This window comes from Cryobacterium sp. RTC2.1, assembly GCF_035018685.1.
In the GTDB taxonomy this organism is placed as follows: Bacteria; Actinomycetota; Actinomycetes; order Actinomycetales; family Microbacteriaceae; genus Cryobacterium; species Cryobacterium glucosi.
Window position 1 is genome coordinate 17,747 of sequence record NZ_JASJXJ010000003.1, and the last position, 23,413, is coordinate 41,159.

Sequence of the window (23,413 nt, forward strand, 5' to 3'; positions counted from 1 at the left end):
ATAAATCAATGGGCTTGAGTATGTTTCGTCAGATCGAGCGAACCGAAAATAATCTCCAGGGGCTAGCGAATTGGCTGCAATTAGCCGCTATAGCACCGGAAGACGGGTTATCGCATCAGATGCAATTGGTCTTAGTTAATGACCGATAATGCACATTATGTCAGTTGGCAGGGCGAATGGGTAGGCTGATGCGATCCGGCCCGTTCAGGCCGGAGGCTCCCAGAGCTCGATCGGAAGCCCCTCGGGATCGTGGATGCGGGCGAAGCGGCCGTAGTCGGTCGTATCCCACTCTGGGCGACGCTCGACGTGGACTCCCGCCGCCGTGAGCCGTGCGGTGAGCGCGTCGAGGTCCGTCACACGGAGGTTGAGCATGAACGAGTGCTTCTCTGAGAAATAGTCGCTTTCGGAGGGGAACGGCGCGAACACGGTCGGGCCTGCCTGCTGCTGCCAGACGCCGGCCTGGCCCGCTTCGATACCGAGGTGCTCCCGGTACCAGGCCGCCCGGGTGTCCGGATCATTGCTGCGGAAGAAGAGCCCGCCGATACCCGTCACTGCCATGGTTGGCTCCCCTACCCGGTTCCACGGATGAGCTGGGTCAGGAGTGTCGCAGCAACCTCGTTGCCCTCGTCGGCGAGACGGCTGAGTTCGTCGATGTCCTCCCGCGCCGCGGCGAACTGGGCCAGCTTGTCTGCCGCCAGTTCGTTTCCCGCGCCGACCAGACGGCGCAACTCGTCGATGTCGCCGCGCTCCCCCGCGAGCTGCGCGAGCTTCTCGCCGGCGAGTTCGTTGCCGGAATCCACTAGCTCGCGCAGTTCGGCCAGGTCGCCGCGAGTCGCCGCGAGTTCGGCGAGCCGGTTCGCGGCCTCTTCGTTGCCCTCCGCGGCCAGGCGGCGGAGGGTGGCCAGATCCATTGCGCTCATGCTGCCACGGTAGCGCGCGAGGCACACGGTTTCCAGAGGTCCGACGTCCCCGGACGTTGCTTCCCGACCGGCGTCAGCCATACAGGGCGTCGAGCCAGGTCTTCCAGTCCTCGGGAAGTCCCGCGCTCCCGATGTCGCCGAACCGGTGCACGGTCAGCCCGACGACAGCACCGAAGGCGTTCCGACCGAAGAATCGGTAGAGACCGTCGGCCGTGCGGAGGCCGATGAAGTGCTCTGCGTTCCAGTCGACGCTTGCCGTTCCCGCCGGGACTCCGGGCAGGGCGACGGTGACGGTCTCCCCCACGGCCGACGTGGGAGTCAAACCCAGTGCGCTCCGGAGCGTCTCGAATCCCTCGGGACCGCAAGAGGCCTCCGGTCCCTGGACATCGGCGTAGACGGCACTGCGGCCGGCGAAGTGCTCGAGGTACTCGGACAGGGTGTGCAGGTAGAACAGGGTGTGCTTGCTCGCGCTGTCGTACTGGTTGTCCCAGTCGTCCTGGATGACGCCGCTGTGCACCCAGCGGAGGAACGAATGCCCACCCGGACGCGGTTCGATGACCTGTTCGAGCTGGTTGAACCAGCCGTCGGGTCCCTCCATCCGATTCACGTGATGGGTCGGGCGCTCCGAGACCAGGTCAACCCCGGGCATGTCGTCCGTCGGGAACAGCCACGCCGCCGTGTTCTGGGTGATGGCGTCCCACATCTGTTCAGGATCGCCGGGGAACTCCCCCTCGACGACGATCTCGAAGTCCTTGCTCATGTCAGTTCTCCTTGTCTGCTGGGTTACCGGGTTCTTCCGGAGGTCGGGTGATGCTCGGGTGCAGCGCGAGGACGAGCCGGTGGGCGCGACCGCCCGGGGACTGCGGCGCGTCGTAGCGCGTGACGAGGGTGGCGACCGTGAGAGCGAGTTCCGCGCTGAAATCGGCACGATCGGCCGCCGAAGCGAAGCGCAGCTCGCTGTCGATTGTGAATGTGGCAAGCGGGCGGTGTGCGCGCCCCGCGCGGTCGAGCAGGATTCCGACCTCCTGGACGAGCCGGGCGGCAACCGCGAGCATCCAGCGCGCCGAGAATTCATTCACGCCACGCCGCGGATCGGGAGCCACTCCCCCGAGCGCCGTTGGCGAGATCACGAATGACTGTGCCGTCGCCCGCATCACCCGCTCGGTCATGTTCCCCTTGCGACGCTCGGCGATGAGTTCGATGAGACCGTGGCGTTCCAGTTCGCGCAAGTGATAGTTGACCTTCTGGCGCGGCAGGCCGAGCCTGGCCGCCAGGGTCGTGGCCGAACCCGGTTCGCCGAGCTCGGCGAGCAGCCGGCTCCGTGTGGGCTCGAGCGACGCTGCCGCCGCTCCGGCGGTGTCGATGACGGCGACTTCGAGCATGCAACCAGCCTTCCACCGACAATATTTTTTGTCAAGAAGGTGAAAGGCTGTCTGGAGCAGGCGTCATCTGTTGTCCCCCGAATTAGGAGATTCGGCATCGGGCAGTAAGTTTGCAGACGGAGGAAAGGATTTCGATGAGCAGAATCGTGGTCACCAACAGCGTGACCCTCGATGGCGTGATGCAGGCGCCCGGCCGGGCGAACGAGGATCGCCGGGACGGCTTCGACCTCGGCGGCTGGGCCCAGCCCTATGCCGACTCGGTGATGGGCAGCGTCATGGCCGCGGGAATCGGCGATGCCGGCGCCCTGCTCTTCGGACGCAAGACGTACGCGGATTTCGCTTCGATCTGGCCGGCGATGACCCTGGAGAACCCGTATACCGAGGTGATCAACAACATCCCGAAGTACGTGACGTCGATGACCCTCCCCGGCCCCCTGGCCTGGAACAACTCGATCCTCCTGAGCGGTGAGGCGACGACGACCGTCGCGGAACTGCGCCAGCAGCCCGGCAAGGACATCGTGATCCTCGGCAGCGGCGAGCTCGTGCGTGCACTGATGCGCTGGGGCCTGATCGACCAGTACACGCTCCTGATCCACCCCCTGGTGCTCGGCACCGGTCGACGCCTCTTCCCGGACGGTGGCCCCTCGGCATCCCTCGACCTCGTCGACAGCACGACGACGAGCACGGGTGTCATCATCGCGACCTATCGCCCAGCGGCCCCCGTCGCACCGGCGCCGCCGGTCCCCCTGCCCGGGCTCGCCTGAATCAGAGGTCCAGTTCGGATCGGCCGAATTTCTCACGCAGGAAACGACTCTGGTCTTCGAGCGCCGCGAGGTCTTTCGCGTAGAGTGCGGTGCGGATGCGATCGCTCTCCGTCTCGAGGATGTCCAACTGCTCGATCAGTTCGTCCTCAGCCGTCTTCTTCCCTTCGACCCGGCTTGCGATCGCAAAGCTCCGCGGCAGGTTCAGGAACCGCTGGATCGACGTGGGCAGGTAGTCGAGGATCATCTGCTCTACCGTGTGAGCCTGATCGGCCGCTTCGGTCAGGTCCGTCCAGCGGGCGATGACCTGATCGAGGGCATCCAGGATTCGGGCGAGCCTCGAGGTCGCTTCGTCCGGCAGGCGGCGGTTCTCCGCCGTCATCGATCTCCTCAGCACGGCCAGCTGGGCAGCAAGGTCCGCGGCTGACGCCACTCCCCCGTCTCCATGCAGTGGTCCCGGCCGCAGGTCCACCCTGTCTCGCGGTGCGACGAGCGCGCCGACCGCGTACATCGCGACGACGACAACGGGCCACAGCGGACCGAGGCCGACGGCGACGTGCGCGCCGAGGGTCGCGATGCCGAGTACCGAACCCACGATGTTCTTCGTGGAGGCGAGCCACCGCGACACGCTACTGGTACCCACGAATGTCCTGGAACGCGCTCGACAGGTCGCCGTTCAGGGCGTCGAAGGCCTGCCCGCCCGTGAGCTTCGCCACGCTCGTGAGCTCATCGACGTTGCCATTGCCGAAGAGAACGACGTAGGTCGCGATGGACCGGGTATCCGCACCCTGGGCCGCGTAGTAGTCCGCGAAGTCCTTCGCCGTTGCACCGTCGGTGTTCTCACCATCGGTCATGAGCACGATCGAGACGAAGGTATCCGGCCGCTCGGCCTTCTGCTGCCGCGCGAGGGCATACGCCCGCTCCAGCGAGGCATAGATCGCCGTGCCGCCGTCTGCGGAGAGTCCATCCGCGACATCGCGAATCCGTTGCAGGGCCTCGGTCTTGTCCGCCGCAGGCACGTCGACGATCGTCGGGGTATCCGGGGCGGTGCTGAACGGGATCAGGGTCACGCGCTCACGGTTGCGGAACGCGGCAAAACCGCCCGTCGTCGAGGAATCTGCCCCGGCGAGGTTCTTGAGCGCCTGTTGGAGCGCGGTGAGCCGCTCCCCCGCCATCGACCCGGAGGTATCGAGCACGAAGAGCGTCTGCGCGGGAGCCCGCACCGTGTCGAGGTAGGTCGCGATCAGGGTGTTGGCGACGTCCAGCGTGTTCGGGAACGGCGTCTCGAAGAGGATGCCGGCCGGGAAGGCCGACCCGGTGTCGATCCCGGGAACGCCTGGCCGACGGTGGGTCTCCGACACGATTCGCTTCTGTACGGCGTCAGTGGTGAGCCAGGCCGTCAGGGTGTCGAAGAGTGGACGCTTGCCCGTGTCGGCCGAGGCCAGCAGGGTGAGCGGATAGTCGCTCGTGACGACTCCGTCGGTCGGCCGGACGATCGTGAGCGGTGCACCCTTGCCGGCGAGACCGAGGAGTACGGACTCGTAGTTGATGACGCCGTCGACGAGGGTGGGGTCTGCGACGAATTTGTCAGCAAGGAAGCCGGAGGACCCGGCGGTCAGTTTCTGCCCGGAGAAGAACCGGGTCAGCTCAGGACCGACCGCAGTGACGTCCGCATCGGTGAGCGCGGTTCCCGTTCCGGACAGTGCCGTCGCGACCGCCACGAGGGCGCTGAACCCGGAGTTCGAGGCCGCGGGATTGGTCATGCCGTAGGTGAATTCACCGTCGGCAGCGGCGGTGGCGAGGTCCGCCCAGGTCGGCGGGGCGGAGTCCCAGCCGAGCCGCGCCGCCACTGCGGGCCGAAGCCCGAGGACGACCGGGGAGCTCATGATCTTGACGCTCGAGGAGACGGCCTTGGCCGCCCCGGGAAGCAGCGACAGGTAGCGGTTGTTCGGGAACCACGTCGCGTCGTAGCGACCGACGGCACGACCGGATGCGACGAGTTCCGTGCCGGCGAGGGTGCCGGTGTAGTCGAAGACCACCCGGATTCCCTTGTCCGCGGCCGCGGACTCCAGGATCGGAGCCATGTCCTTGACCTCGCTGCCCGCAAGGACCCGAAGAGTCGTGGCGTCGTTGGGCAGGCCGTCCTGCTCGTTCGGCTGCGCAACGGTGCAGCCCGCCAGCAGCAGCGCCGCGACCGCGACCACGCCGAAGCTCCTCAGGAGGCGAAGCATGCTCAGCGAGCTTCCGGCCGGGCTCGCTCGAGGTATGCGGTTGCCTCGGCCAGGCGGGTCTGAAGGGTGTCGACCGTCTGGGCCATCGTCGCGACCGCCTTGAGCTTGTAGCTGTCCAGGGCGTCCATAGTCTCGTAGATGTTCTGGAAGGCCGTTTCCAACGATTCGAGGCTGATGGTGGCGGATGCCGACTGCTCGCTGATGGCGACAGACTGGGTCTTGAGCATCTGCGAGGTCGAGACGATCAGGTTCGAGGTCGTCGTGTTGAGGGCGGTGATCTGGTCGAGGACGAGCTTCTGGTTGGCCAGTGCCTGTGCCACGATCACGGCCGTGCGCAGGGCGGATATGGTCGTCGTCGTTGCCCGTTCGACGCCCTTGATGAGTTCGACGTTGTTCTTCCGCACGACGTCGAGGGCGAGGTAGCCCTGGGCGCTCACGGCGAGCTGGGTGAGCAGGTCCTGGTGCTTCTGTCGGATCGTGAAGAGGAGATCGCTCGTGAGCGCGTCGGCCCTGGCCGGGTCGGTCGTCCTGACCGTGTCGATCTGTTCCACCAGTTGGGTGTCGAGGGCGCTCGTGAGGAGGGCGTACTCCTGCAGGCGATTCATCGTCTCCCAGAGCCGCACCTTTTCCCCCTCGACCGCCGCATTGTCCTTGAGAAGGGCGTCCTGGCCGTTCTGAAGCGAGTGGATGATCTTGTTGAGCTGGCTCTGTGCGGAGGCGTACCGGGCGAAATAGCTGCGGAGCTTGTCCCGGAACGGGATCAGGTTCAGGAGGAACTGGGCGACCCCGCCGTCGGCCCTGGACGGGTCAAGGTCTTCGATCGTTCCGCGCAGTTCGACGAGTGTGCTGGCGACGCGCCGTTGCGCGTCGGCCTCGTCGCCTTTTCCGCGCGCGGCGGCAAGCGCTGCGACCGGGCGCTGGAGCATCCGGTTGCTGACCTCGGACGCGGCCCGGATCTCGTCCCGGCCCATCTGGGCCACGTCCGAGATCTTCTTCTGGAATTCCGGGGCCGAGGGATCGCGGTCGATGAGGTCGGCGACGAAGGCCCTGGCTCGTCCGGCGAGTTCCTCAGTGCGGGCGTCGTCGATCGGCATCATCGCGCTGGCCTGGGTGCCACCGATGTCCGGGACAGCGTTCGGCGGCACGAGCACAAGTCCGGTGTCGACGCGCGGTGCTGTCGTTGCAGCGGCGGCCGGCCTCTCGCCCGGTGTGGGAGTGCTCAGATCGAGGGATGAGTCTGCCATGGTGCTCCTTGGTCTCCGGGGATCGTTCGGCGGGTGTTCGTCGGGTCATTTGTCGACGTTGGCGTCTGGTGAGGCAAGAGGGGTGTCGTACCGCCCGCTGATGGTCGTGATCATCGCCTCGAGCGTCTCGTAGCTCGGCGGGTCGATGACGTTGACGGGGCTTGCGGGCGCCGCGAGGCCGTTGCCGGCGAGGGCTGCCGTGAACACGGCCGGGTCGGCAGGCCGGAACCCGTACTGCGCCGCGAGCCGGGCGAGGCGGGGGTCGGATTGGAGGAGTTCGCCGACCTGGGTTCCCTGCTCGGTCAGCGGGACCACCGTGTGTTTGGAGAGCACGGTCGGGTCCGGATACATCAGGACCATGTCAGGGGTGATGGCACTGCGGCCGGTGACGCTCATCTGCCGGCCGAGGAACTGTGCCTCGTAGACCATCACGAGCGGTTTCGAGCCGATTCCCTGGGAGAGGTAGTCCTCGAATGGTGCCTCGGAGGAGGAGGCCGAAAAGCCCTGCTCGAGGAAGAGTGCGGCCATCGGGTCGATGACGGCGGCCTCCGCGTCGGCGGAGCTGATGACGCTGTTCCCGTTGGCGACGTAGGACGCGATCGCAAGGTACATGGCCGCTGAGTTCGACTGGCGGATGTCCGTGCTGGAGATCAGGATCGAACGGGAGCTGTTGTAGCTCGCCGCCGCACCGGGGAGCTGATTCCAGCGGGTTCCCGCGGCGACGGCCTTGAGGTATTCCGCGACGTTCAGGTGCCAGGTGCCCGCGGCGTCCTGGTTCGCGATCCCCGCGGACTGCAGGAGGGTCACGATCGGCGTGAAGGTCGCGATGGCGAGCGGCGAGTAGAACGGTGAGAACACGCTGCGCGCCCCGGCTTCGCGCCGGATCTTCTCGGCGGCGGGCGCGGAGGACGGGAACACGAAATCGACTCCGGTGAGGTCGACGGATGTGGCGATCTGGCGTGATCCCGCCGTCACGACCTCGACGTCGAGGCCCTTCTCGGCGAAGACCGCCCGGACGGCCGGGTCGTCGAAGAACGGCTTCTTCTCCGAGCCGATGACCCCGTGGACGACAGCGAGGTCCGTGGTCACCGGAGCCGTCCCTGTCGGTGCTCCGAACAGGCGACCGCCGACCACGACGATGACCACGCCGACGACGAGCACGCCCGCGAGGACGAGCCCGATCACACGCTTGGCTGTGGCGCTCATTCGATGGATACCGTCTGGATTAGGTGGGACGACGTTGTGCAGGAGATCTGCACTGCAGACAATAGGGCATCCGGGGAAATTCTTGGTGAACTCGTACGCTGACCAGCCGTTGCAGGTGCGGAGCAGGAGAATTCAGCCGTGAACGGGAGGGTCCTCCGCAGGGTGCTGGTGGGTGACCATGCCGAACTCGTTCACAGGTTCGAATGCGTCCCTGTCCCAGGCGCCCGGATGGGGCACCGGACAGTTCAGGATCGTGTCGTGCACGCCGTGCACGATCGTGTGTTCACTCATGGCATGGCCGCACACGGGGCACGGCACTGTGGTGTCCTGGATCATGCGGCCAGCATAGAACCAATCGGGTCGGTATGAGCCGAAATTTCCCGGCGCGATCTTCCGCCGTGCCGCTGGCTCCCCCGGGACTCTCAGGCCTCGCCGAACCCCGATTCGAGGAGTGTGGCAAGGGCGTCGACCGCCGCGGCCGCGCCGGCACCGCTTGCCGAGAGTTCAACCCGTGCGCCCCGGGTCAACCCGAGGCCCATGATGGCCAGCAGGCTCGCGGCATCGCGGCCATTGACCGTGACCGGAACGCCGAGCGTCGCGGCGAGGGTCACGAACTCCGCGGCGGGCCGGGCGTGCAGGCCGTCAGCGTTGATCAGGGTCACCGTCCTCATCACCGTCGTGTCGGTCCCCGACTGACCGGACCCGGCATCTGCGGCCGGGACCGGCGCCTGGGCCGAGGGCGCACCCGAGTACGCTGCCCCAGCCGACCGGGCCGCAGACTCCACGGCAGGCAGGTCGCCACCGATCTGTGCGGCGACGGCGGCGGCGACGGCGCCCTCGACAAGGGGTGCGTCGACGATGACGACCCGGGATCGAGTGTCGTCATCGAGGAAATCGAGCGCTGATTCCGCCGTCAGGATTGCGGAGCCGAGGTCGCAAAGCACGACGACTCCCCTGCCTGCTTCTGCGGCCTCGATGCCCGCCGCCACCTTGGCGAAGCTCGTTCCGATCCGGTCGTCGTCGGTGCCGCCCGCCGGCAGCATCCGCACGGTCGGAGCCATCTGGCGGGCGAGATCGACGAGGCCCCTCGCGATCAGCGAGCTGTGCGACACGAAGACAAGGCCGACGAGTACGGCGGGGACGGCGGGTTCTGAATCACTCATCCGCAACCTGCTCGGCGGTGTCGGCGGCAGCACGCAGAAGCAGGGCACTGGACTGGGCACCCGGATCGCGATGCCCGATGGCGCGTTCGCCGAGGTAACTCGCGCGTCCCTTGTGCGCGATGAGCGGCTCCGTCGCAACCGCGCCGGCCTCCGCAGCATCCGCGGCCTCGACGAGGATGGCGACGGGCGTCGCTCCGGCGCGTTCCGCGGCCGCTGCAGCGTTCACAGCGGGCGTCCAGGCGTCGACCATGGTCTTGTCGCCGCTCTCCGCCTTGCCCCTGAGCACGATTCCGTCGCGTGCCGCCGTCAGGAGTGCGACGACCGCGGCACCGTCCAGGTCCGGCTTCCCCGCCACGGCGACGGCCGCCTTCAGGAAAGCCGTTCCGTAGAGCGGCCCCGCGGCGCCGCCCACCGTGGAAATGAGTGTCGTCGCGACGAGTTTGAAGACGTCGCCGGGAACGGCGTCTGCCGGGAGCGTGTCGAGTTTCCCCAGCACCGCCTGGAAACCACGGTCCATGTTCTCGCCGTGGTCGCCGTCGCCGATGTCCCTGTCGAGGGTGATCAGCTCCACACGATGGTCAGCGATAACGTCCACACACTGCCGGATCCAGGCTTCAGCCCAGGTGACACTCAGATTCATCGAATCTCCTTCTACCGTCCCCACCGTAGCGCCGCAGTCTGCACCGGCGCATCCCAGAGCGCGGTGAGCTCGTCATCGAGCTTGAGAACCGTGATGGACATGCCCTGCATTTCGAGGGAGGTGGTGAAATTCCCGACCAGCGTCCGCGTGACAGTGATCCCCTTGGCAGCAAGGACCTCGGCGGCCCTCCGGAAGACGATATAGAGCTCGATCTGGGGAGTGCCGCCCATGCCGTTGACGAGGAGGAGCACCGAATCCCCGCTCACGAACGGGATGTCCTCCAGAATCGGTCCGAGGAGACGGTCGACGATGGCGTCTGCGGGTTCGAGCTTGATCCGCTCCCGGCCCGGCTCGCCGTGGATGCCGATGCCGATTTCGATCTCGTCCTCTGCGAGGGTGAAGCTCGGTTCTCCCGCGTGCGGGACGACACACGGCGTCAGCGCCACACCCATCGTGCGCACCTGCCCGATCACCTTCTCCGCGACGGCGGCAACGGAGGCGAGGTCATCGCCGCGTTCGGCCGCAGCTCCGGCGATCTTCTCGACGAGGACCGTTCCGGCGACTCCGCGACGTCCGGCGGTGTACAGCGAATCCTTCACGGCGACGTCGTCATTGACGATGACCGTGCGGACCTCGATCCCATCCGCGAGGGCCAGGTCGGCAGCCGTCTCGAAATTGAGGACGTCGCCGGTGTAGTTCTTCACGATGTGCAGCACCCCTGCGCCGCCGTTGACCGCCTGCGTCGCCGCGAGGATGGGATCGGGGGTCGGCGAGGTGAAGACCGCGCCTGGCACGGCGGCGTCGAGCATGCCGACGCCGACGAATCCGCCGTGCAACGGCTCATGGCCGCTTCCGCCTCCGCTGACCAGGCCGACCTTGCCCGACACCGGGGCATCGGCGCGGACGATGAAAGTAGGGTCGCTGGATACGCGCACGATGTCGCCGTGCGCGGCTGCAAAGCCGGCCACGGCCTCATCGACAACGTTCTTGGGATCATTGACGAGCTTTTTCATGACTCTTCCTTCGGGTCGGATGGTGACGATCGGTCGGCGTCGCATCGTGCGATTCGATACGGAGCTGTCCTTAACCTACGCGCAGGTAGCCGGGGAAGTAAGGGACGAACCACGCCTCGACCTGCCCATTTCGCTCGGGATACCAGCGCGCTATGGTGTTGCCAGTCGCTCACCGCGACCAGACTGTTCAGCGCTCGAGCCCTACCTAGGAAGGTCAACGTGGACAATATTGGAGTCGTATTTTTGTCGGAGGTCGTGGGCACCGCGATGCTCGTCCTCCTCGGTACCGGTGTCGTAGCCAACGTCGCCCTGGCCAAGAACAAAGGTCTCGGCGGCGGCTTCCTGATGGTCACCATCGGGTGGGGTTTCGCCGTCTTCTCCGGCGTCATCGTGGCGTACAACTCAGGTGCGCACCTGAACCCCGCCGTCACCCTCGGCCTCGTCGCATCGGGCGCGACCGAGTTCGGCTCCGGGGTCCCGGTGAACTTCCTGTCGGTGCTCGTCTACATCGCGGCTCAGTTCCTCGGCGCCATCATCGGGGCCGTGTTCTGCTGGCTCGCCTACAAGCAGCACTTCGACCAGGAACCGAACCCGGCGAACAAGCTCGGCGTCTTCTCGACCGGTCCGGCCATCCGCTCCTACGGCTGGAACCTCGTCACCGAGATCATCGGCACCTTCGTGCTGGTGTTCGTCGTGATCGCCTTCGGCGGCGGTCGCCAGGGCACGTCCGGCGGCCTCGCGGCCCTGGGCGCCCTGCCGGTGGCTCTGCTTGTCATCGTGATCGGCACCTCGCTCGGTGGCCCGACCGGGTATGCGATCAACCCGGCCCGTGACCTCGGACCGCGCATCGCGCACTTCATCCTGCCGATCAAGGGCAAGGGCTCGTCCGACTGGGCGTACTCCTGGGTGCCGGTCGTCGGCCCCGTCATCGGCGGCGTCCTCGCCGGATGGGCCTCGTACGCTCTCCTGCCCATTCTCACCTAGTGCGCCTGCCGACCGGCCGGTTCCCCAACCAGGACCGACCGGTCGGCTTCTGCATGTCCATCAGTAGTCAGTACGTCTCAGCACAACGTGTCAGAACAATACAAGGAGGTATTCCATGGCCCAATACGTCATCGCCATCGACCAGGGCACCACGAGTTCGCGGGCGATCATCTTCGACAAGGCCGGTTCGATCGTCTCGACCGGACAACTCGAGCACGAGCAGATCTTCCCCCAGGCCGGCTGGGTCGAGCACGACCCGATGGAGATCTGGAACAACACCCGTGAGGTCATCGGGCAGGCGCTGTCCAAGGCGAACCTGACCCGGCACGACATCGCCGCCGTCGGCATCACCAACCAGCGCGAGACCGCCGTGGTCTGGGACCGCACCACCGGGCTCCCCGTCTACAACGCGATCGTCTGGCAGGACACCCGCACCCAGCCCATCGTCGACCGCCTCGCCGCCGACGGGGGCGTCGAACGCTTCAAGAAGCAGGTCGGCCTGCCGCTCGCCACGTACTTCTCGGGCACGAAGATCGTCTGGATCCTCGAGAACGTCGAAGGCGCCAGGGCCAAGGCGGATGCCGGCGAGCTGATGTTCGGCACGACGGACTCCTGGGTGCTCTGGAACCTCACCGGCGGCCTCGAGGGCGGCGTGCACGCGACCGACGTCACCAACGCGAGCCGCACGATGTTCATGGACCTCGAAACCCTGCAATGGGACGACGACATCCTCGCCGCCTTCAACGTGCCCCGGTCGATGCTGCCCGAGATCCGCTCCTCCTCCGAGGTCTACGGCATCGCGAGCGAACACAGCCTGCTGCGCGAGACCCCGATTTCGGGCATCCTCGGCGACCAGCAGGCCGCAACGTTCGGCCAGGCCGCGTTCGACCAGGGCGAGGCGAAGAACACCTACGGCACCGGTAACTTCCTGATCTTCAACACCGGCACCGAGATCGTGCACTCCCAGAACGGCCTCCTCACGACCGTGGGCTACAAGCTCGGCGACGGCGAGACGCACTACGCGCTCGAGGGCTCGATCGCCGTCACCGGCGCGCTCGTGCAGTGGCTGCGCGACAACCTCGGCATGATCAGTTCCTCCGAAGAGGTCGAGACGCTCGCGAAGTCCGTCGACGACAACGGCGGCGCCTACTTCGTGCCGGCATTCTCCGGGCTGTTCGCGCCGTACTGGCGTTCGGACGCCCGGGGCGCCCTCGTCGGGCTGACCCGGTTCGTGAACAAGGGTCACATCGCAAGGGCGGCCCTCGAGGCGACCGCGTTCCAGACCCGGGAGGTGATCGACGCCGTCAACGCCGACTCCGGGGTCCCGCTCACCGAGATCAAGGTCGACGGCGGCATGATCGCCAACAACACGCTCATGCAGTTCCAGGCCGACATCCTCGGTGTGCCCGTCGTCCGGCCCGTCGTCGCGGAGACCACGGCGCTCGGTGCCGCATACGCGGCCGGCCTCGCGGTCGGCTTCTGGAGCGACCTCGACGAGCTCCGCGCCAACTGGCAGGAGGACAGTCGCTGGACGCCGCAGATGACGGTCGCCGAGCGCGACCGGCAGCTGCGCAACTGGAAGAAGGCCGTCACGAAGACCTTCGGCTGGGTCGACGAGGACGTGCTCTAAGCCGCACAACTCGCTGCCGCACAACCAACCGATTCGACGGAGATTCCGGGTTCCACACACGCGGGAGCGCGTCTCAGGCGCTTTCCCACCAGAATCTCCGTCGAATCGGTGCGTGCAGGCTGGCTAGGCGCGGCTGGCCGCGACCCATTCGGCGAGTTTGGCCGTAGCGGCCCCTGAATCGATGGATTCCGCTGCCACGGCCAGCTTGTCGCGGAATCGGTCGAGGATGCTCGACTGCGCGGACACCGGATTCTTCGCAAGATCGAAGGCGACAAGACCGGCCGCTGCGTTGAGGAGCACGATGTCGCGCACGGCGCCCGCCTGTCCGGCGAGCGTCTGGTGCACGACCTCCGCGTTGTGCGCCGGATCGCCGCCGAGGAGTTCGCTCATCGAGGCGCGGCGGATGCCGAGCTCGCGCGGGTCGATGTCATGCTCGGTCACGAGTCCCCGGGAGACCTCCCAGACGTGACTGTGACCGGTCGTCGTGAGTTCATCGAGACCGTCGTCCCCGCGGAAGACGAGCGCGGCAGCTCCGCGGGTCTGGAAGACACCGACGATGAGCGGTACCCGGTCGAGTCCGGCGACACCGACAGCGGAGGCTTCCGGACGCGCCGGGTTGCAGAGCGGGCCGAGGTAGTTGAACACCGTCGGGATGCCCAGCTCGGCCCTGACCGGTCCGGCGTGACGGAATCCTGGGTGGAATGCCGCCGCATAGGCGAAGGTGATCCCGGTCGCCTCGAGGATCTCGGCGACCTTCTCGGCGGAGAGGGTCAGGTCGATGCCCAGCGCCGAGAGCACGTCCGAGGCGCCCGATGCCGAACTCGCGGCCCTGTTCCCGTGCTTGATCACCGGAACGCCCGCGCCGGCACAGACGATCGAAGCCATCGTCGAAATGTTGACGGTGCCGAAACGGTCACCGCCGGTGCCGACGATATCGAGCGCCATCGGGTTGACCGGGAGGGCGACGGCATGCTCGAGGATGGCGTCACGAAAACCGACGATCTCGTCGACGGTCTCCCCCTTGGCGCGCAAGGCGACGAGGAACCCGGCGATCTGGGCCTGGGTCGCGTGCCCCTGCATCACCTGCTCCATGCTCCACGCCGCATCGGAGACACTCAGGTCCTCTCCACTGAGCAGGGCGCTGAGGACATTGGGCCAGGACTGGATTTCGAGCATGAAACCGATCTTAAGCGCATCGGCTCCCGCGTTCCGAATCTGCTCCAGCGGCGCTTTCGTTCCAATCTGGTCACCTTTTGGGTAAATGACGCACCCGCGTCCGCATGGTGCGCACCCCGGCTGCGAAATCGGCCATAATGGACGAGTGACGAGCCCTTCGATAACTTATTCAGCCACAGCGCCCGTGGTTAATCGGCCCAACAGCGTTGCTGTCGGCACCATTGTGTGGCTGGGCAGCGAAGTCATGTTCTTCGCGGGCCTGTTCGCCATCTACTTCACGCTCCGGTCGACATCGCCGGAACTCTGGCAATTCGAAGCCGAGAAGCACAATTTTCCCTACGCACTCGTGAACACCCTGATCCTCGTCTCCTCGTCGATCACCTGCCAGTTCGGCGTGTTCGCCGCGGAGCGTCTCCAGGCCCGCTCAACGGGCTGGAAGCCCAGCCAGTGGGGCATGGTCGAGTGGTTCTTCCTGACGTACGCCCTCGGCGCCGTCTTCGTTTCCGGGCAGATCTGGGAGTACGCCACCCTGGTCTCCGAGGGCGTTTCGCTGCAGAGCAACGCATACGGATCGGCGTTCTACCTCACCACCGGCTTCCACGGCATCCACGTCACGGCCGGCCTGATCGCCTTCCTCCTCGTCATCGGCCGCGGGTTCGCGGTCAAGAACTTCGGTCACAAGGAGGCGACGAGCGCCATCGTCGTCTCGTACTACTGGCACTTCGTCGATGTCGTCTGGATCGGCCTCTTCCTCGTCATTTACGTCCTCAAATAGAGATCCGGAGCGGACACCTCAGAATGACCAAGACCAACACCCCCAAGCCGGCCCGCGTGCGCAAGTCCGGCCGCCGCAGCCCACTTGCCAGTGTCGCCCTGATCGCCATCGGCCTCCTCTTCACGGGCGGCGCCTATGCGCTGTTCAGCACGAGCACCGCGAGTGCCCAGACGGATGCCTCGTCTCAGCAGACCATCGGAGAGGGCCAGAAGCTTTTCGCGAGCAACTGCGCCACCTGCCACGGCCTCGGCGCCGCGGGAACCGGATCCGGCCCGAGCCTCATCGGTGTCGGTGCGGCATCCGTCGATTTCCAGGTCGGCACCGGCCGGATGCCCATGCAGATGGACGGGCCTCAGGCTGAGAAGAAGGCCGTCGTGTTCACGGACGAACAGATCGCAGCCCTCGCCGCATACGTCGCCTCCCTCGCCCCCGGGCCGGCCATCCCGGATGCGCGGTACCTCGACGCGCAGGGCGATTCCGCCAAGGGCGCCGAGCTCTTCCGCATCAACTGCGCGATGTGCCACAACGTCGCAGGCGCCGGAGGCGCCCTCACGGAGGGCAAGTTCGCACCCGCACTCGACGGCGTCTCCGCCCAGCACATCTATGAGGCCATGATCACGGGACCGCAGAGCATGCCGGTCTTCAACGACATGAACATCTCACCGGAGAGCAAACGCGACATCATCACGTACCTCAAGTACCTCGAGAACAACCCGTCCCCGGGCGGATACGCCCTCGGCTCGCTCGGTCCGGTTTCCGAAGGACTGTTCCTCTGGATCTTCGGACTCGGCGCGATCGTCGGGTTGACGGTGTGGATCACCGCAAAATCGAACTGACCCGCATCCGAACAGGGCGCGGAATCAGAATCATGCAGCAGACACACCTGCTCAGCACACAACTGCACGACACACAGCAGACAAAGGAGCACAATGGCCACGGACGATAACAGCGGGAAGGACCTCACCGCTGCTGACTCCGGCGCCGGGCACGACCCCGCGAACGCCGGCACGGCCGTTGTCGTGCGCGACGCCGTGGACAACCCCGGATTCCCGCCGCACCGCCCCCGCGTCACCGACCTGAACCCGAGCGCCGAGCGCCGTGCCGAGCGCACGGTGTACACGCTCTTCTACCTCTCGATCGTCGGCAGCGTTTTTGCTATCGCCGCGTACATGGCGTTCCCGATCGTGGAAACCGACCCGGGTTCCGTGCGGCTGAACAATCTCTTCATCGGCCTCGGTCTGGCCCTCGCGCTCCTGGCGATCGGCATCGGCGCCGTCCACTGGGGCAAGGCGCTGATGAGCGACCACGAAGGCATCGATGTCCGGCACCCCGTCCGCGGCTCAGACGAGACGAGGGCCAGGGCGGTCGAAATCTTCGCCGAAGCCAACGAGGAATCCGGGATCGGACGACGTAGCCTCATCCGGAACAGCCTGATCGGCGCGCTCATCGCCTTCCCCCTTCCCGCGGTCGTGCTCTTCCGCGGCCTCGGCCCGATGAACGAGAACCCTTCCGAGCTGCTCACCCACACGATGTGGACGAAGGGGACCCGGCTGGCGATCGACCCGACCGGCACACCAATCAAGGCCTCGGACGTCACCCTCGGCTCCGCCTTCCACGTCATTCCGGAGGGTCTGCAGGACCTGCCGAGCGGTCGTCTGGAAGAGAAGGCCAAGGCGGCCGTGCTGCTGATGCGCCTCAAGCCCGAGGACCTCAACGAACTCCCCGAGCGTGCAGGCTGGTCGTACGACGGCATCGTCGCGTATTCCAAGATCTGCACCCATGTCGGCTGCCCCGTCGCCCTTTACGAACAGCAGACCCACCACCTGCTCTGCCCGTGCCACCAGTCACAGTTCGACGTGTCGAACCACTGCGAGGTCATCTTCGGGCCGGCCAAGCGGCCGCTCCCCCAGCTGCCCATCGCCGTAGACTCTGAGGGCTACCTCATTGCGCAGAGCGATTTCACTGAACCCGTCGGACCGAGTTTCTGGGAGCGGCATTGAGTATCACGAAAACGACCACAGGCGTGGTCGAGACGACGAAAACCAACGGCGGCTTCACGGGCGCGGCGGCGAACTACATCGACGAGCGCACGAGCATCTCCACCGCGGTGAAGGAACTCGGCAGGAAGATCTTTCCAGACCACTGGTCCTTCCTCCTCGGTGAGGTTGCCCTCTACAGCTTCGTCATCATCCTGCTGTCCGGGACGTTCCTGACGTTCTTCTTCAGCGCCTCGATGGCACCCGTCCACTACGAAGGCTCGTACGTTCCGCTCAAGGGCGTCGAAATGTCGGCGGCGATGTCCTCGTCGCTCAATATCTCCTTCGACATCCGCGGCGGCCTCCTGATGCGCCAGGTGCACCACTGGGCTGCGCTGCTGTTCGTGGCGTCCATCGGCCTGCACATGCTCCGGATCTACTTCACGGGTGCGTTCCGCAAGCCCCGCGAACTCAACTGGGTCATCGGCTTCATCCTGTTCATCCTCGCGATGGCAGAGGGCTTCACCGGATATTCCCTCCCCGACGATCTGCTCTCCGGCAACGGCCTGCGGATCATCGACGGAATGGTCAAGGGCATCCCGCTGATCGGAACCTGGATCTCCTTCCTGCTCTTCGGCGGCGAGTTCCCGGGCGAGGCGATCGTGGGTCGGCTCTACTCGCTCCACATCCTGCTGCTGCCCGCGATCATCATCGCCCTCATCGCGATGCACCTGCTCTTCGTCGTCGTGCACAAGCACACCCAGTACCCCGGTGCCGGACGCACGAACCAGAACGTCGTCGGCTACCCGGTCCTCCCGGTCTATGCCGCCAAGGCCGGCGGGTTCTTCTTCATCGTCTTCGGTGTCGTGATGCTGATCGCCTCACTGTTCACGATCAACCCGATCTGGAACTACGGACCCTATGACCCCTCCCCCGTCTCGGCGGGTACCCAGCCGGACTGGTACATCGGCTTTGCCGACGGGGCCCTGCGCCTGATTCCGCCGGGACTCGAGTTCGTCTGGCTCGATCGCACCTGGTCGTTCAACATCCTGATCCCTCTGATCAGCCTCGGACTCTTCATCCTGGTCGTGTTGATCTACCCCTTCATCGAGGCCTGGGTCACCGGGGACAAGCGCGAGCACCACATCCTCGATCGCCCGCGCAACGCCCCGACCCGCACGGCGATCGGCGCGGCCGGCGTGACGTTCTACGCCGCGCTCTGGTCGACCGCATCCTCGGACATCATCGCCACGCACTTCCACGTGACGATGGAGGGCGTCATCCACGCCTGTCAGTTCGCCACGATCGTCGGACCGTTCATCGCGTTCTTCGTCGCCAAGCGAGTCTGCCTCGCGCTGCAGAAGAAGGATCGCGAGATCGTCCTGCACGGTTACGAATCCGGCCGGATCGTCCGCCTGCCCGGTGGCGAGTACATCGAGGTGCACCAGCCCGTCGACGAGTACGAGCGCTGGAAGCTCGTGAGCTACTCGGACTACAAGCCGCTGATGATCCGCCCGAACGACCAGGGCAAGATCACGACCGGCCAGCGCCTGCGCGGCGGACTCTCTCGCTGGTTCTTCGAGGACCGGATTGTTCCGGTCACCACGACGGAGCTCGAGCAGAGCCACGGAGACCACCACTAACCAGCGGTAGTTCCACAATCACCACAACACAACATGAACAGATCGGGCATCGATGTCCCTCCAGACCCTGTCGGAGTGGCTTAGGTGCCCGAACTGTTTGTCGCCCCTCGCGGCGAACGGCGGCCTCGTGCTGCGGTGTGCTTCCGGGCATTCCTTCGACGCCAACCGGCGCGGCTATCTGTCGCTCCTGGGCGGGCGCAGCCACGTGGTCGGTGACAGCGCCGCGATGCTCGACGCACGTGAGGCCTTCCTCGAAGCCGGCTGGTACGAAGACCTGCGCACGGCCGTCACGACGCTCGTCGCAGCGGAACAGCCCGCTCGGGTGCTCGACATCGGCTGTGGCACCGGGTACTACCTCCGCGGAGTGACCGAAGCCTGTCCGACCGCCGGATACCTCGGAATGGACCTCTCCCCCGTCGCCGTGGCCCGAACTGTGGCCGCTGCCCGCACCGTCGCCGCGCCTGGGCACGAACATGCTGCAGCCTCAGGCGGCAAACTCCCTGAACCGCCGCAGGTGGACGGGCTCGTCGCCGACGTCTGGGCCGACCTTCCGGTGCGGACCGGAGTCGCCGATGCCCTCCTGAACGTCTTCGCACCGCGGAACCCGGCCGAATTCCATCGCGTGCTGCGCGACAGGGGTCTCCTCGCCGTCGTCGTTCCCCACGATGACCATCTCCGCGAGCTCAGGGATGCCGGACTGGCCCTCGATATCCCGCCGAACAAAGCCGAGGACCTCAGGGACTCCCTGCAGCCCTGGTTCGCCCTGGAGACCCGGATCAGGGTCACCAGTCGTCACGACCTCGGCGCGGACGCCGTTGCCGTCCTGATCGGCATGGGCCCGTCGGCACATCACACCGGGACGGAGGCCATCGCAGGCCGCTGGCCTTCCCGCAGTCCCGTGACGTTCTCCTTCGACGTGCTCGGCTTCCGGCGCCGCGCCCTGCACGCTCTCCCCCATTAACGCGAAAGCGGGAGCCGTCGTTCTCAGGAATCGAGACCGACTGCTCACCCGCTTTCGCGGACCGGCTAGCGCGCGAAGTTACCGCGGTAGTACTCGTAGACCCAGCCGATGAGGCAGATCACGCCGATGCCGACCGCGATGATCGAGATCCAGAACCCGATCGCGAGGCCGAGGAAAAGCAACGCAGCACTCGCGGCGAGGAGGATGGGCCACCAGCTCCACGGGCTGAAGAAGCCGACTTCGGGATCGCCGTCGTCGACGTTGGCGTCGAGGCGGTCCTCTGGAAGCTCTCCTCCCTGAGCGCCGTGCACCCGGGACAGGTAGAAGGCGACGAAGCTCACGAACACGGAGCTCAGTGCCAGGGCGAAGGTTCCCGCCCATTCGATGCTGTGCTGGTGCGGGTCGACGAGACCCCAAACGATGTACGCGACCGTGACGAGGGCGAAGAAGCCCGCGAGCAGCCAGAGCAGGTTGGTGTTTGCCCTCATTTATTTGACCTCGTTCGTTGCGGCGTCGTAGACGGGGGCATCGGGCGCGTCCTTGCCCGGCCCGATCCCGACCGGCATGGCGACCTCGGGGTGGTTGAGGTCGAAGGCCGGCCGCTCTGAGCGGATGCGCGGAATCGACGTGAAGTTGTGCCGCGGCGGCGGGCACGACGTGGCCCACTCGAGGGAGGCTCCGAAGCCCCACGGGTCGTTGACCGTGACCTTCGGCGCCTTGCGGGCAGTGATGTACACGTTCAGGAAGAACGGGATCATCGAGACGGCGAGGATCATCGACCCGATGGTGGACAGCTGGTTCATCCAGGTGAAGCCGTCCTCCGGAGAGTACGAGGCGTAGCGGCGCGGCATGCCGACCACTCCGAGCCAGTGCTGCACGAGGAAGGTGGTGTGGAATCCGATGAACAGGAACCAGAAGTGCCACTTGCCGAGGCTCTCGTTGAGCATCTTGCCCGTCCACTTCGGCCACCAGAAGTAGAAGCCGCTGAACATGGCGAACACGACGGTTCCGAAGATGACGTAGTGGAAGTGCGCCACGACGAAGTACGTGTCGGAGACGTGGAAGTCGAGCGGCGGCGAGGCGAGGATGACACCGGTGAGCCCGCCGAACGTGAAGGTGACGAGGAAGCCGAGCGCCCACAGCATCGGCGTCTCGAAGGTCAGGGACCCCCGCCACATCGTGCCGATCCAGTTGAAGATCTTCACACCGGTCGGAACCGCGATGAGCATCGTCATGAGCGAGAAGAACGGCAGCAGCACCGAACCGGTCACGTACATGTGGTGGGCCCAGACCGCCACCGACAGGGCGGCGATCGAAATGGTCGCGTAGATGAGCGTCTTGTACCCGAAGATCGGCTTGCGGCTGAAGACCGGGAACACCTCGGAGACGATGCCGAAGAACGGCAGCGCGATGATGTACACCTCGGGGTGGCCGAAGAACCAGAACAGGTGCTGCCAGAGGATGGCACCGCCGTTGGCCGGGTCGTAGATGTGCGAGAGGAAGATGCGGTCAGAGGCCGCTGCAAGGAGGGCCGCGGCGAGCACCGGGAACGCCATCAGGACCAGCAGCGAGGTGACGAGCGTGTTCCAGGTGAAGATCGGCATCCGGAACATGGTCATGCCGGGGGCGCGCATCGTGATGATGGTCGTGATGAAGTTCACCGCGCCGAGAATGGTGCCGAAACCGGACAGTCCCAGGCCCACCATCCACAGGTTTCCGCCGACGCCGGGCGAGAAGGTCGTGCTCGCGAGCGGTTGGTAGGCGAACCAGCCGAAGGATGCTGCTCCCTGCGGCGTCAGGAACCCGCCGACGGCGATGAGGCTGCCGAAGAAGAATGCCCAGAACGAGAAGGCGTTGAGGCGCGGGAAGGCGACGTCAGGAGCGCCGATCTGCAGGGGCATCAGCGAGTTCGCGAAGCCGAAGAACAACGGCGTCGCGAACATCAGCAGCATGATCGTTCCATGCATCGTGAAGAGCTGGTTGTACTGCTCCTTGGTCTGCACGACCTCGAGGCCGGGCTCGAAGAGCTGCGCGCGGATGACGAGCGCCATCACGCCGGCGAGGCAGAAGTAGACGAAGGAGGTGATGAGGTACATGTACCCGATCACCTTGTGGTCGGTGGAGGTGATCCAGCGGACGAGGACGTTGCCCTTGCGCTCGACGCCCGTGGGACGACGGGTAGCGGCCGGGGCTGCCGGCGTCGCGGGTGCTGCGGGTGCGGTTGTGGTCATGGCCTACTTGCCTTCCTCTACCGCCGGGGCGGACGTGCCCGGAAGATTCTGGTTGCGGTTGTACCCGTTGTCGAGTTGCCCGGAGTTGCCCGCGGCCTTGAGCGAGGCCGTGTACGCCTCGTAGTCGGCCTCTGACACGACCTTGACGTTGAAGAGCATGAGCGAGTGGTACTCACCGCACAGCTCGGCGCACTTGCCGGAATAGGTGCCGATCCGTTCAGGGATGACCGACATGTAGTTGGTCTTCCCCGGGATCATGTCCTTCTTGTAGAGGAAGTCGATGACCCAGAAGGAGTGGATGACGTCGCGGGATTCGAGCGCGAGTTCGACCTTCTTGCCCACCGGGAGGACCAGCGTCGGCAACTCGGCTTCGACGAGCGAGCCCTTGGGCCCGTCGAGGTTCGGCTGGCCCTGGATGCCGGCGGAGTAGACATTCTCGTTGACGTAGTTGAAGTCCCAGGCCCACTGCTTGCCGATGACCTCGATCTTCACGTCCGGTGAGTCGAAGCGGGCCTCGATGGCGGCCTGGTCCCTCGCGGTGAATGCGAAGAAACCGATGACGAGGATGAGAGGAACGATCGTGTAGAAGATCTCGATCGGCATGTTGTACCGCAGCTGGACCGGAAGTCCGGTCTGGCCCTTGCGGCGCCGGTAGACGATCACGGCCCAGATTGTCAGGCCCCAGGTGATCAGGCCGACGATCAGGAGCACGATCCAGGATGTCGTCCAGAGTCCGGCGACGCGGTCGGTCTGGTTCGTCACCGCCGGTTCGCCCTCGACGAAGCCGGGCAGGAAGCCGTGGAGCTGGGCTTGGGTGCACCCCGCTAGAACAATGACCAACGACGCTGCGATCGGAATTGCAGCCCATCGGAGACGGTGGTTTTTGCGCACCAGTAACCTTTCGGGGAGTCTCGACATCACTTCATCGGAAGTGCCTCTGTGTGAATGACAGCCTACTGCGCGGGATGCGCTTCGGGGTGCAGCGCAGGCGCTGATCCGGTAACGAATCCACGCCAAGATGCCGGGCGGCCCGCCCGGCATCGTCTGTGGTTCCCTAGCTGAACGAGTCCCCGCAGGCGCAGCTGCCGCCGGCGTTGGGGTTGTCGATGGTGAAGCCCTGCTTCTGGATGGTGTCCTCGAAGTCGATCGAGGCCCCGTCCAGGTACGGAACGCTCATTTTGTCGACGACGACCTCGACACCGTCGAAGTCGACGAGCGCGTCACCGTCGAGCACACGCTCGTCGAAGTAGAGCTGGTAGATGAGGCCGGAGCAGCCGCCGGGCTGGACGGCGACGCGGAGGCGCAGGTCCTCACGGCCCTCCTGGGCGAGCAGGCTTCGTACCTTCAGCGCTGCGGCCTCGCTCAGGCCCACTCCGTGGGCGGCGGTGCTGGTTGTGATGGTGTCGGTCATGACGCTCCTTGCGCTGTGCTCGAATTCTGACAGATTCTACCTGCAGCAACGGTGAGTCCGCCGCAG

25 protein-coding genes are annotated in these 23,413 nt (G+C 65.9%); 8 read left to right on the plus strand and 17 right to left on the minus strand.

From position 1 onward, the window contains the following. Positions 1-204 precede the first annotated feature (204 nt). The 4 genes from QN357_RS00790 to QN357_RS00805 all read right to left on the minus strand — a co-directional run bounded on the left by QN357_RS00790 (position 205) and on the right by QN357_RS00805 (position 2,302). On the minus strand, positions 205-558 hold the full coding sequence (locus QN357_RS00790) for a VOC family protein (RefSeq protein WP_134558400.1): 354 nt from the start codon (positions 556-558) through the stop codon (positions 205-207). 11 nt (positions 559-569) lie between these two features. After that, positions 570-920, minus strand: coding sequence for a hypothetical protein (locus QN357_RS00795; protein ID WP_198413353.1), 351 nt, complete (start codon positions 918-920; stop codon positions 570-572). Between the two features lie 73 nt (positions 921-993). Next, positions 994-1,680, minus strand: a complete 687-nt coding sequence (locus QN357_RS00800; RefSeq protein ID WP_322140807.1) for an SRPBCC domain-containing protein — start codon at positions 1,678-1,680, stop codon at positions 994-996. A 1-nt stretch (position 1,681) separates the two neighbouring features. After that, positions 1,682-2,302, minus strand: a complete 621-nt coding sequence (locus QN357_RS00805; protein WP_322189681.1) for a helix-turn-helix domain-containing protein — start codon at positions 2,300-2,302, stop codon at positions 1,682-1,684. Positions 2,303-2,436: 134 nt separating this feature from the next. Here QN357_RS00805 and QN357_RS00810 point away from each other — a divergent pair, with 134 nt between their 5' ends. After that, on the plus strand, positions 2,437-3,066 hold the full coding sequence (locus tag QN357_RS00810; protein WP_134446550.1) for a dihydrofolate reductase family protein: 630 nt from the start codon (positions 2,437-2,439) through the stop codon (positions 3,064-3,066). A 1-nt stretch (position 3,067) separates the two neighbouring features. Here the strand turns inward: QN357_RS00810 and QN357_RS00815 are convergent, their stop codons facing one another. From QN357_RS00815 to dhaK, 8 genes are all read right to left on the minus strand, one after another. Beyond that, positions 3,068-3,706 carry a hypothetical protein gene (locus tag QN357_RS00815; protein WP_322135839.1) on the minus strand — a complete coding sequence of 213 codons (639 nt, stop codon included), beginning with the start codon at positions 3,704-3,706 and terminating at the stop codon, positions 3,068-3,070. After that, the gene (locus tag QN357_RS00820) at positions 3,693-5,294 is read right to left on the minus strand and encodes a VWA domain-containing protein (protein WP_134558402.1); all 1,602 of its coding nucleotides are present in this window, start codon (positions 5,292-5,294) and stop codon (positions 3,693-3,695) included. The genes QN357_RS00815 and QN357_RS00820 overlap by 14 nt, the downstream gene beginning before the upstream one ends. 2 nt (positions 5,295-5,296) lie before the next feature. Next, positions 5,297-6,538, minus strand: a complete 1,242-nt coding sequence (locus QN357_RS00825) for a toxic anion resistance protein (RefSeq protein WP_134558403.1) — start codon at positions 6,536-6,538, stop codon at positions 5,297-5,299. 45 nt (positions 6,539-6,583) lie between these two features. Then, positions 6,584-7,744, minus strand: coding sequence for a hypothetical protein (locus tag QN357_RS00830; RefSeq protein ID WP_322135841.1), 1,161 nt, complete (start codon positions 7,742-7,744; stop codon positions 6,584-6,586). 132 nt (positions 7,745-7,876) lie between these two features. Beyond that, positions 7,877-8,080, minus strand: a complete 204-nt coding sequence (locus tag QN357_RS00835; protein WP_134446545.1) for a hypothetical protein — start codon at positions 8,078-8,080, stop codon at positions 7,877-7,879. A gap of 86 nt (positions 8,081-8,166) precedes the next feature. Beyond that, on the minus strand, positions 8,167-8,907 hold the full coding sequence (dhaM, locus tag QN357_RS00840; RefSeq protein ID WP_323504289.1) for a dihydroxyacetone kinase phosphoryl donor subunit DhaM: 741 nt from the start codon (positions 8,905-8,907) through the stop codon (positions 8,167-8,169). Further along, the gene (gene dhaL / locus QN357_RS00845) at positions 8,900-9,547 is read right to left on the minus strand and encodes a dihydroxyacetone kinase subunit DhaL (RefSeq protein ID WP_134561095.1); all 648 of its coding nucleotides are present in this window, start codon (positions 9,545-9,547) and stop codon (positions 8,900-8,902) included. The genes dhaM and dhaL overlap by 8 nt, the downstream gene beginning before the upstream one ends. A gap of 11 nt (positions 9,548-9,558) precedes the next feature. After that, positions 9,559-10,560, minus strand: coding sequence for a dihydroxyacetone kinase subunit DhaK (gene dhaK, locus QN357_RS00850; RefSeq protein ID WP_134446542.1), 1,002 nt, complete (start codon positions 10,558-10,560; stop codon positions 9,559-9,561). A gap of 267 nt (positions 10,561-10,827) precedes the next feature. On the opposite strand from dhaK, the gene QN357_RS00855 reads away from it, so the two are divergent. Together QN357_RS00855 and glpK are read left to right on the plus strand one after the other, a co-directional pair. After that, positions 10,828-11,544, plus strand: a complete 717-nt coding sequence (locus QN357_RS00855) for an MIP/aquaporin family protein (protein WP_241975266.1) — start codon at positions 10,828-10,830, stop codon at positions 11,542-11,544. A 115-nt stretch (positions 11,545-11,659) separates the two neighbouring features. Beyond that, complete coding sequence (glpK, locus tag QN357_RS00860) at positions 11,660-13,174, plus strand: glycerol kinase GlpK (RefSeq protein WP_323504290.1); 1,515 nt, start codon at positions 11,660-11,662, stop codon at positions 13,172-13,174. Positions 13,175-13,297: 123 nt separating this feature from the next. Here the strand turns inward: glpK and trpD are convergent, their stop codons facing one another. Beyond that, the gene (gene trpD, locus QN357_RS00865) at positions 13,298-14,350 is read right to left on the minus strand and encodes an anthranilate phosphoribosyltransferase (protein ID WP_134446539.1); all 1,053 of its coding nucleotides are present in this window, start codon (positions 14,348-14,350) and stop codon (positions 13,298-13,300) included. An 85-nt stretch (positions 14,351-14,435) separates the two neighbouring features. Here trpD and QN357_RS00870 point away from each other — a divergent pair, with 85 nt between their 5' ends. The 5 genes from QN357_RS00870 to QN357_RS00890 all read left to right on the plus strand — a co-directional run bounded on the left by QN357_RS00870 (position 14,436) and on the right by QN357_RS00890 (position 19,705). Further along, positions 14,436-15,125, plus strand: coding sequence for a cytochrome c oxidase subunit 3 (locus QN357_RS00870; protein WP_134446538.1), 690 nt, complete (start codon positions 14,436-14,438; stop codon positions 15,123-15,125). Between the two features lie 23 nt (positions 15,126-15,148). Beyond that, positions 15,149-15,961, plus strand: a complete 813-nt coding sequence (locus tag QN357_RS00875; RefSeq protein WP_134446537.1) for a c-type cytochrome — start codon at positions 15,149-15,151, stop codon at positions 15,959-15,961. Positions 15,962-16,054: 93 nt separating this feature from the next. Next, the gene (locus QN357_RS00880; RefSeq protein ID WP_134446536.1) at positions 16,055-17,125 is read left to right on the plus strand and encodes a ubiquinol-cytochrome c reductase iron-sulfur subunit; all 1,071 of its coding nucleotides are present in this window, start codon (positions 16,055-16,057) and stop codon (positions 17,123-17,125) included. Next, a complete protein-coding gene (locus QN357_RS00885) occupies positions 17,122-18,744 on the plus strand; it encodes a cytochrome b (protein WP_370294571.1) in 1,623 nt (540 codons plus the stop codon). Before QN357_RS00880 ends, QN357_RS00885 begins: the two co-directional genes overlap by 4 nt. Positions 18,745-18,796: 52 nt before the next feature. After that, positions 18,797-19,705 (plus strand): methyltransferase, encoded by a 909-nt coding sequence (locus QN357_RS00890; RefSeq protein ID WP_134446535.1) that lies wholly within the window; start codon positions 18,797-18,799, stop codon positions 19,703-19,705. A gap of 65 nt (positions 19,706-19,770) precedes the next feature. Here the strand turns inward: QN357_RS00890 and QN357_RS00895 are convergent, their stop codons facing one another. The 4 genes from QN357_RS00895 to erpA form a co-directional block, all read right to left on the minus strand. After that, positions 19,771-20,193, minus strand: a complete 423-nt coding sequence (locus tag QN357_RS00895; RefSeq protein WP_134446534.1) for a cytochrome c oxidase subunit 4 — start codon at positions 20,191-20,193, stop codon at positions 19,771-19,773. Beyond that, positions 20,194-21,936 (minus strand): cytochrome c oxidase subunit I, encoded by a 1,743-nt coding sequence (gene ctaD, locus QN357_RS00900; RefSeq protein ID WP_134446533.1) that lies wholly within the window; start codon positions 21,934-21,936, stop codon positions 20,194-20,196. It abuts the gene before it with no gap. Positions 21,937-21,939: 3 nt separating this feature from the next. Continuing rightward, complete coding sequence (gene coxB / locus QN357_RS00905; protein ID WP_166787268.1) at positions 21,940-22,827, minus strand: cytochrome c oxidase subunit II; 888 nt, start codon at positions 22,825-22,827, stop codon at positions 21,940-21,942. A 163-nt stretch (positions 22,828-22,990) separates the two neighbouring features. Beyond that, positions 22,991-23,347, minus strand: a complete 357-nt coding sequence (gene erpA, locus QN357_RS00910; RefSeq protein ID WP_134446531.1) for an iron-sulfur cluster insertion protein ErpA — start codon at positions 23,345-23,347, stop codon at positions 22,991-22,993. Between the last annotated feature and the right edge of the window lie 66 nt (positions 23,348-23,413).

Excerpts from the sequence above, each read along its gene's own strand:
- QN357_RS00875 (WP_134446537.1), top strand. The coding sequence starts at position 15,149 with ATGACCAAGACCAACACCCCCAAGCCGGCCCGCGTGCGCAAGTCCGGC.
- QN357_RS00800 (WP_322140807.1), bottom strand. The coding sequence starts at position 1,680 with ATGAGCAAGGACTTCGAGATCGTCGTCGAGGGGGAGTTCCCCGGCGAT.
- QN357_RS00805 (WP_322189681.1), bottom strand. The coding sequence starts at position 2,302 with ATGCTCGAAGTCGCCGTCATCGACACCGCCGGAGCGGCGGCAGCGTCG.
- QN357_RS00820 (WP_134558402.1), bottom strand. The coding sequence starts at position 5,294 with ATGCTTCGCCTCCTGAGGAGCTTCGGCGTGGTCGCGGTCGCGGCGCTG.
- QN357_RS00790 (WP_134558400.1), bottom strand. The coding sequence starts at position 558 with ATGGCAGTGACGGGTATCGGCGGGCTCTTCTTCCGCAGCAATGATCCG.
- dhaL (WP_134561095.1), bottom strand. The coding sequence starts at position 9,547 with ATGAATCTGAGTGTCACCTGGGCTGAAGCCTGGATCCGGCAGTGTGTG.
- dhaK (WP_134446542.1), bottom strand. The coding sequence starts at position 10,560 with ATGAAAAAGCTCGTCAATGATCCCAAGAACGTTGTCGATGAGGCCGTG.
- QN357_RS00795 (WP_198413353.1), bottom strand. The coding sequence starts at position 920 with ATGAGCGCAATGGATCTGGCCACCCTCCGCCGCCTGGCCGCGGAGGGC.
- QN357_RS00895 (WP_134446534.1), bottom strand. The coding sequence starts at position 20,193 with ATGAGGGCAAACACCAACCTGCTCTGGCTGCTCGCGGGCTTCTTCGCC.
- QN357_RS00835 (WP_134446545.1), bottom strand. The coding sequence starts at position 8,080 with ATGATCCAGGACACCACAGTGCCGTGCCCCGTGTGCGGCCATGCCATG.
- ctaD (WP_134446533.1), bottom strand. The coding sequence starts at position 21,936 with ATGACCACAACCGCACCCGCAGCACCCGCGACGCCGGCAGCCCCGGCC.
- QN357_RS00890 (WP_134446535.1), top strand. The coding sequence starts at position 18,797 with ATGTCCCTCCAGACCCTGTCGGAGTGGCTTAGGTGCCCGAACTGTTTG.
- QN357_RS00855 (WP_241975266.1), top strand. The coding sequence starts at position 10,828 with ATGCTCGTCCTCCTCGGTACCGGTGTCGTAGCCAACGTCGCCCTGGCC.
- QN357_RS00825 (WP_134558403.1), bottom strand. The coding sequence starts at position 6,538 with ATGGCAGACTCATCCCTCGATCTGAGCACTCCCACACCGGGCGAGAGG.
- QN357_RS00880 (WP_134446536.1), top strand. The coding sequence starts at position 16,055 with ATGGCCACGGACGATAACAGCGGGAAGGACCTCACCGCTGCTGACTCC.
- QN357_RS00830 (WP_322135841.1), bottom strand. The coding sequence starts at position 7,744 with ATGAGCGCCACAGCCAAGCGTGTGATCGGGCTCGTCCTCGCGGGCGTG.
- trpD (WP_134446539.1), bottom strand. The coding sequence starts at position 14,350 with ATGCTCGAAATCCAGTCCTGGCCCAATGTCCTCAGCGCCCTGCTCAGT.
- erpA (WP_134446531.1), bottom strand. The coding sequence starts at position 23,347 with ATGACCGACACCATCACAACCAGCACCGCCGCCCACGGAGTGGGCCTG.
- QN357_RS00810 (WP_134446550.1), top strand. The coding sequence starts at position 2,437 with ATGAGCAGAATCGTGGTCACCAACAGCGTGACCCTCGATGGCGTGATG.
- QN357_RS00870 (WP_134446538.1), top strand. The coding sequence starts at position 14,436 with ATGACGCACCCGCGTCCGCATGGTGCGCACCCCGGCTGCGAAATCGGC.
- glpK (WP_323504290.1), top strand. The coding sequence starts at position 11,660 with ATGGCCCAATACGTCATCGCCATCGACCAGGGCACCACGAGTTCGCGG.
- dhaM (WP_323504289.1), bottom strand. The coding sequence starts at position 8,907 with ATGAGTGATTCAGAACCCGCCGTCCCCGCCGTACTCGTCGGCCTTGTC.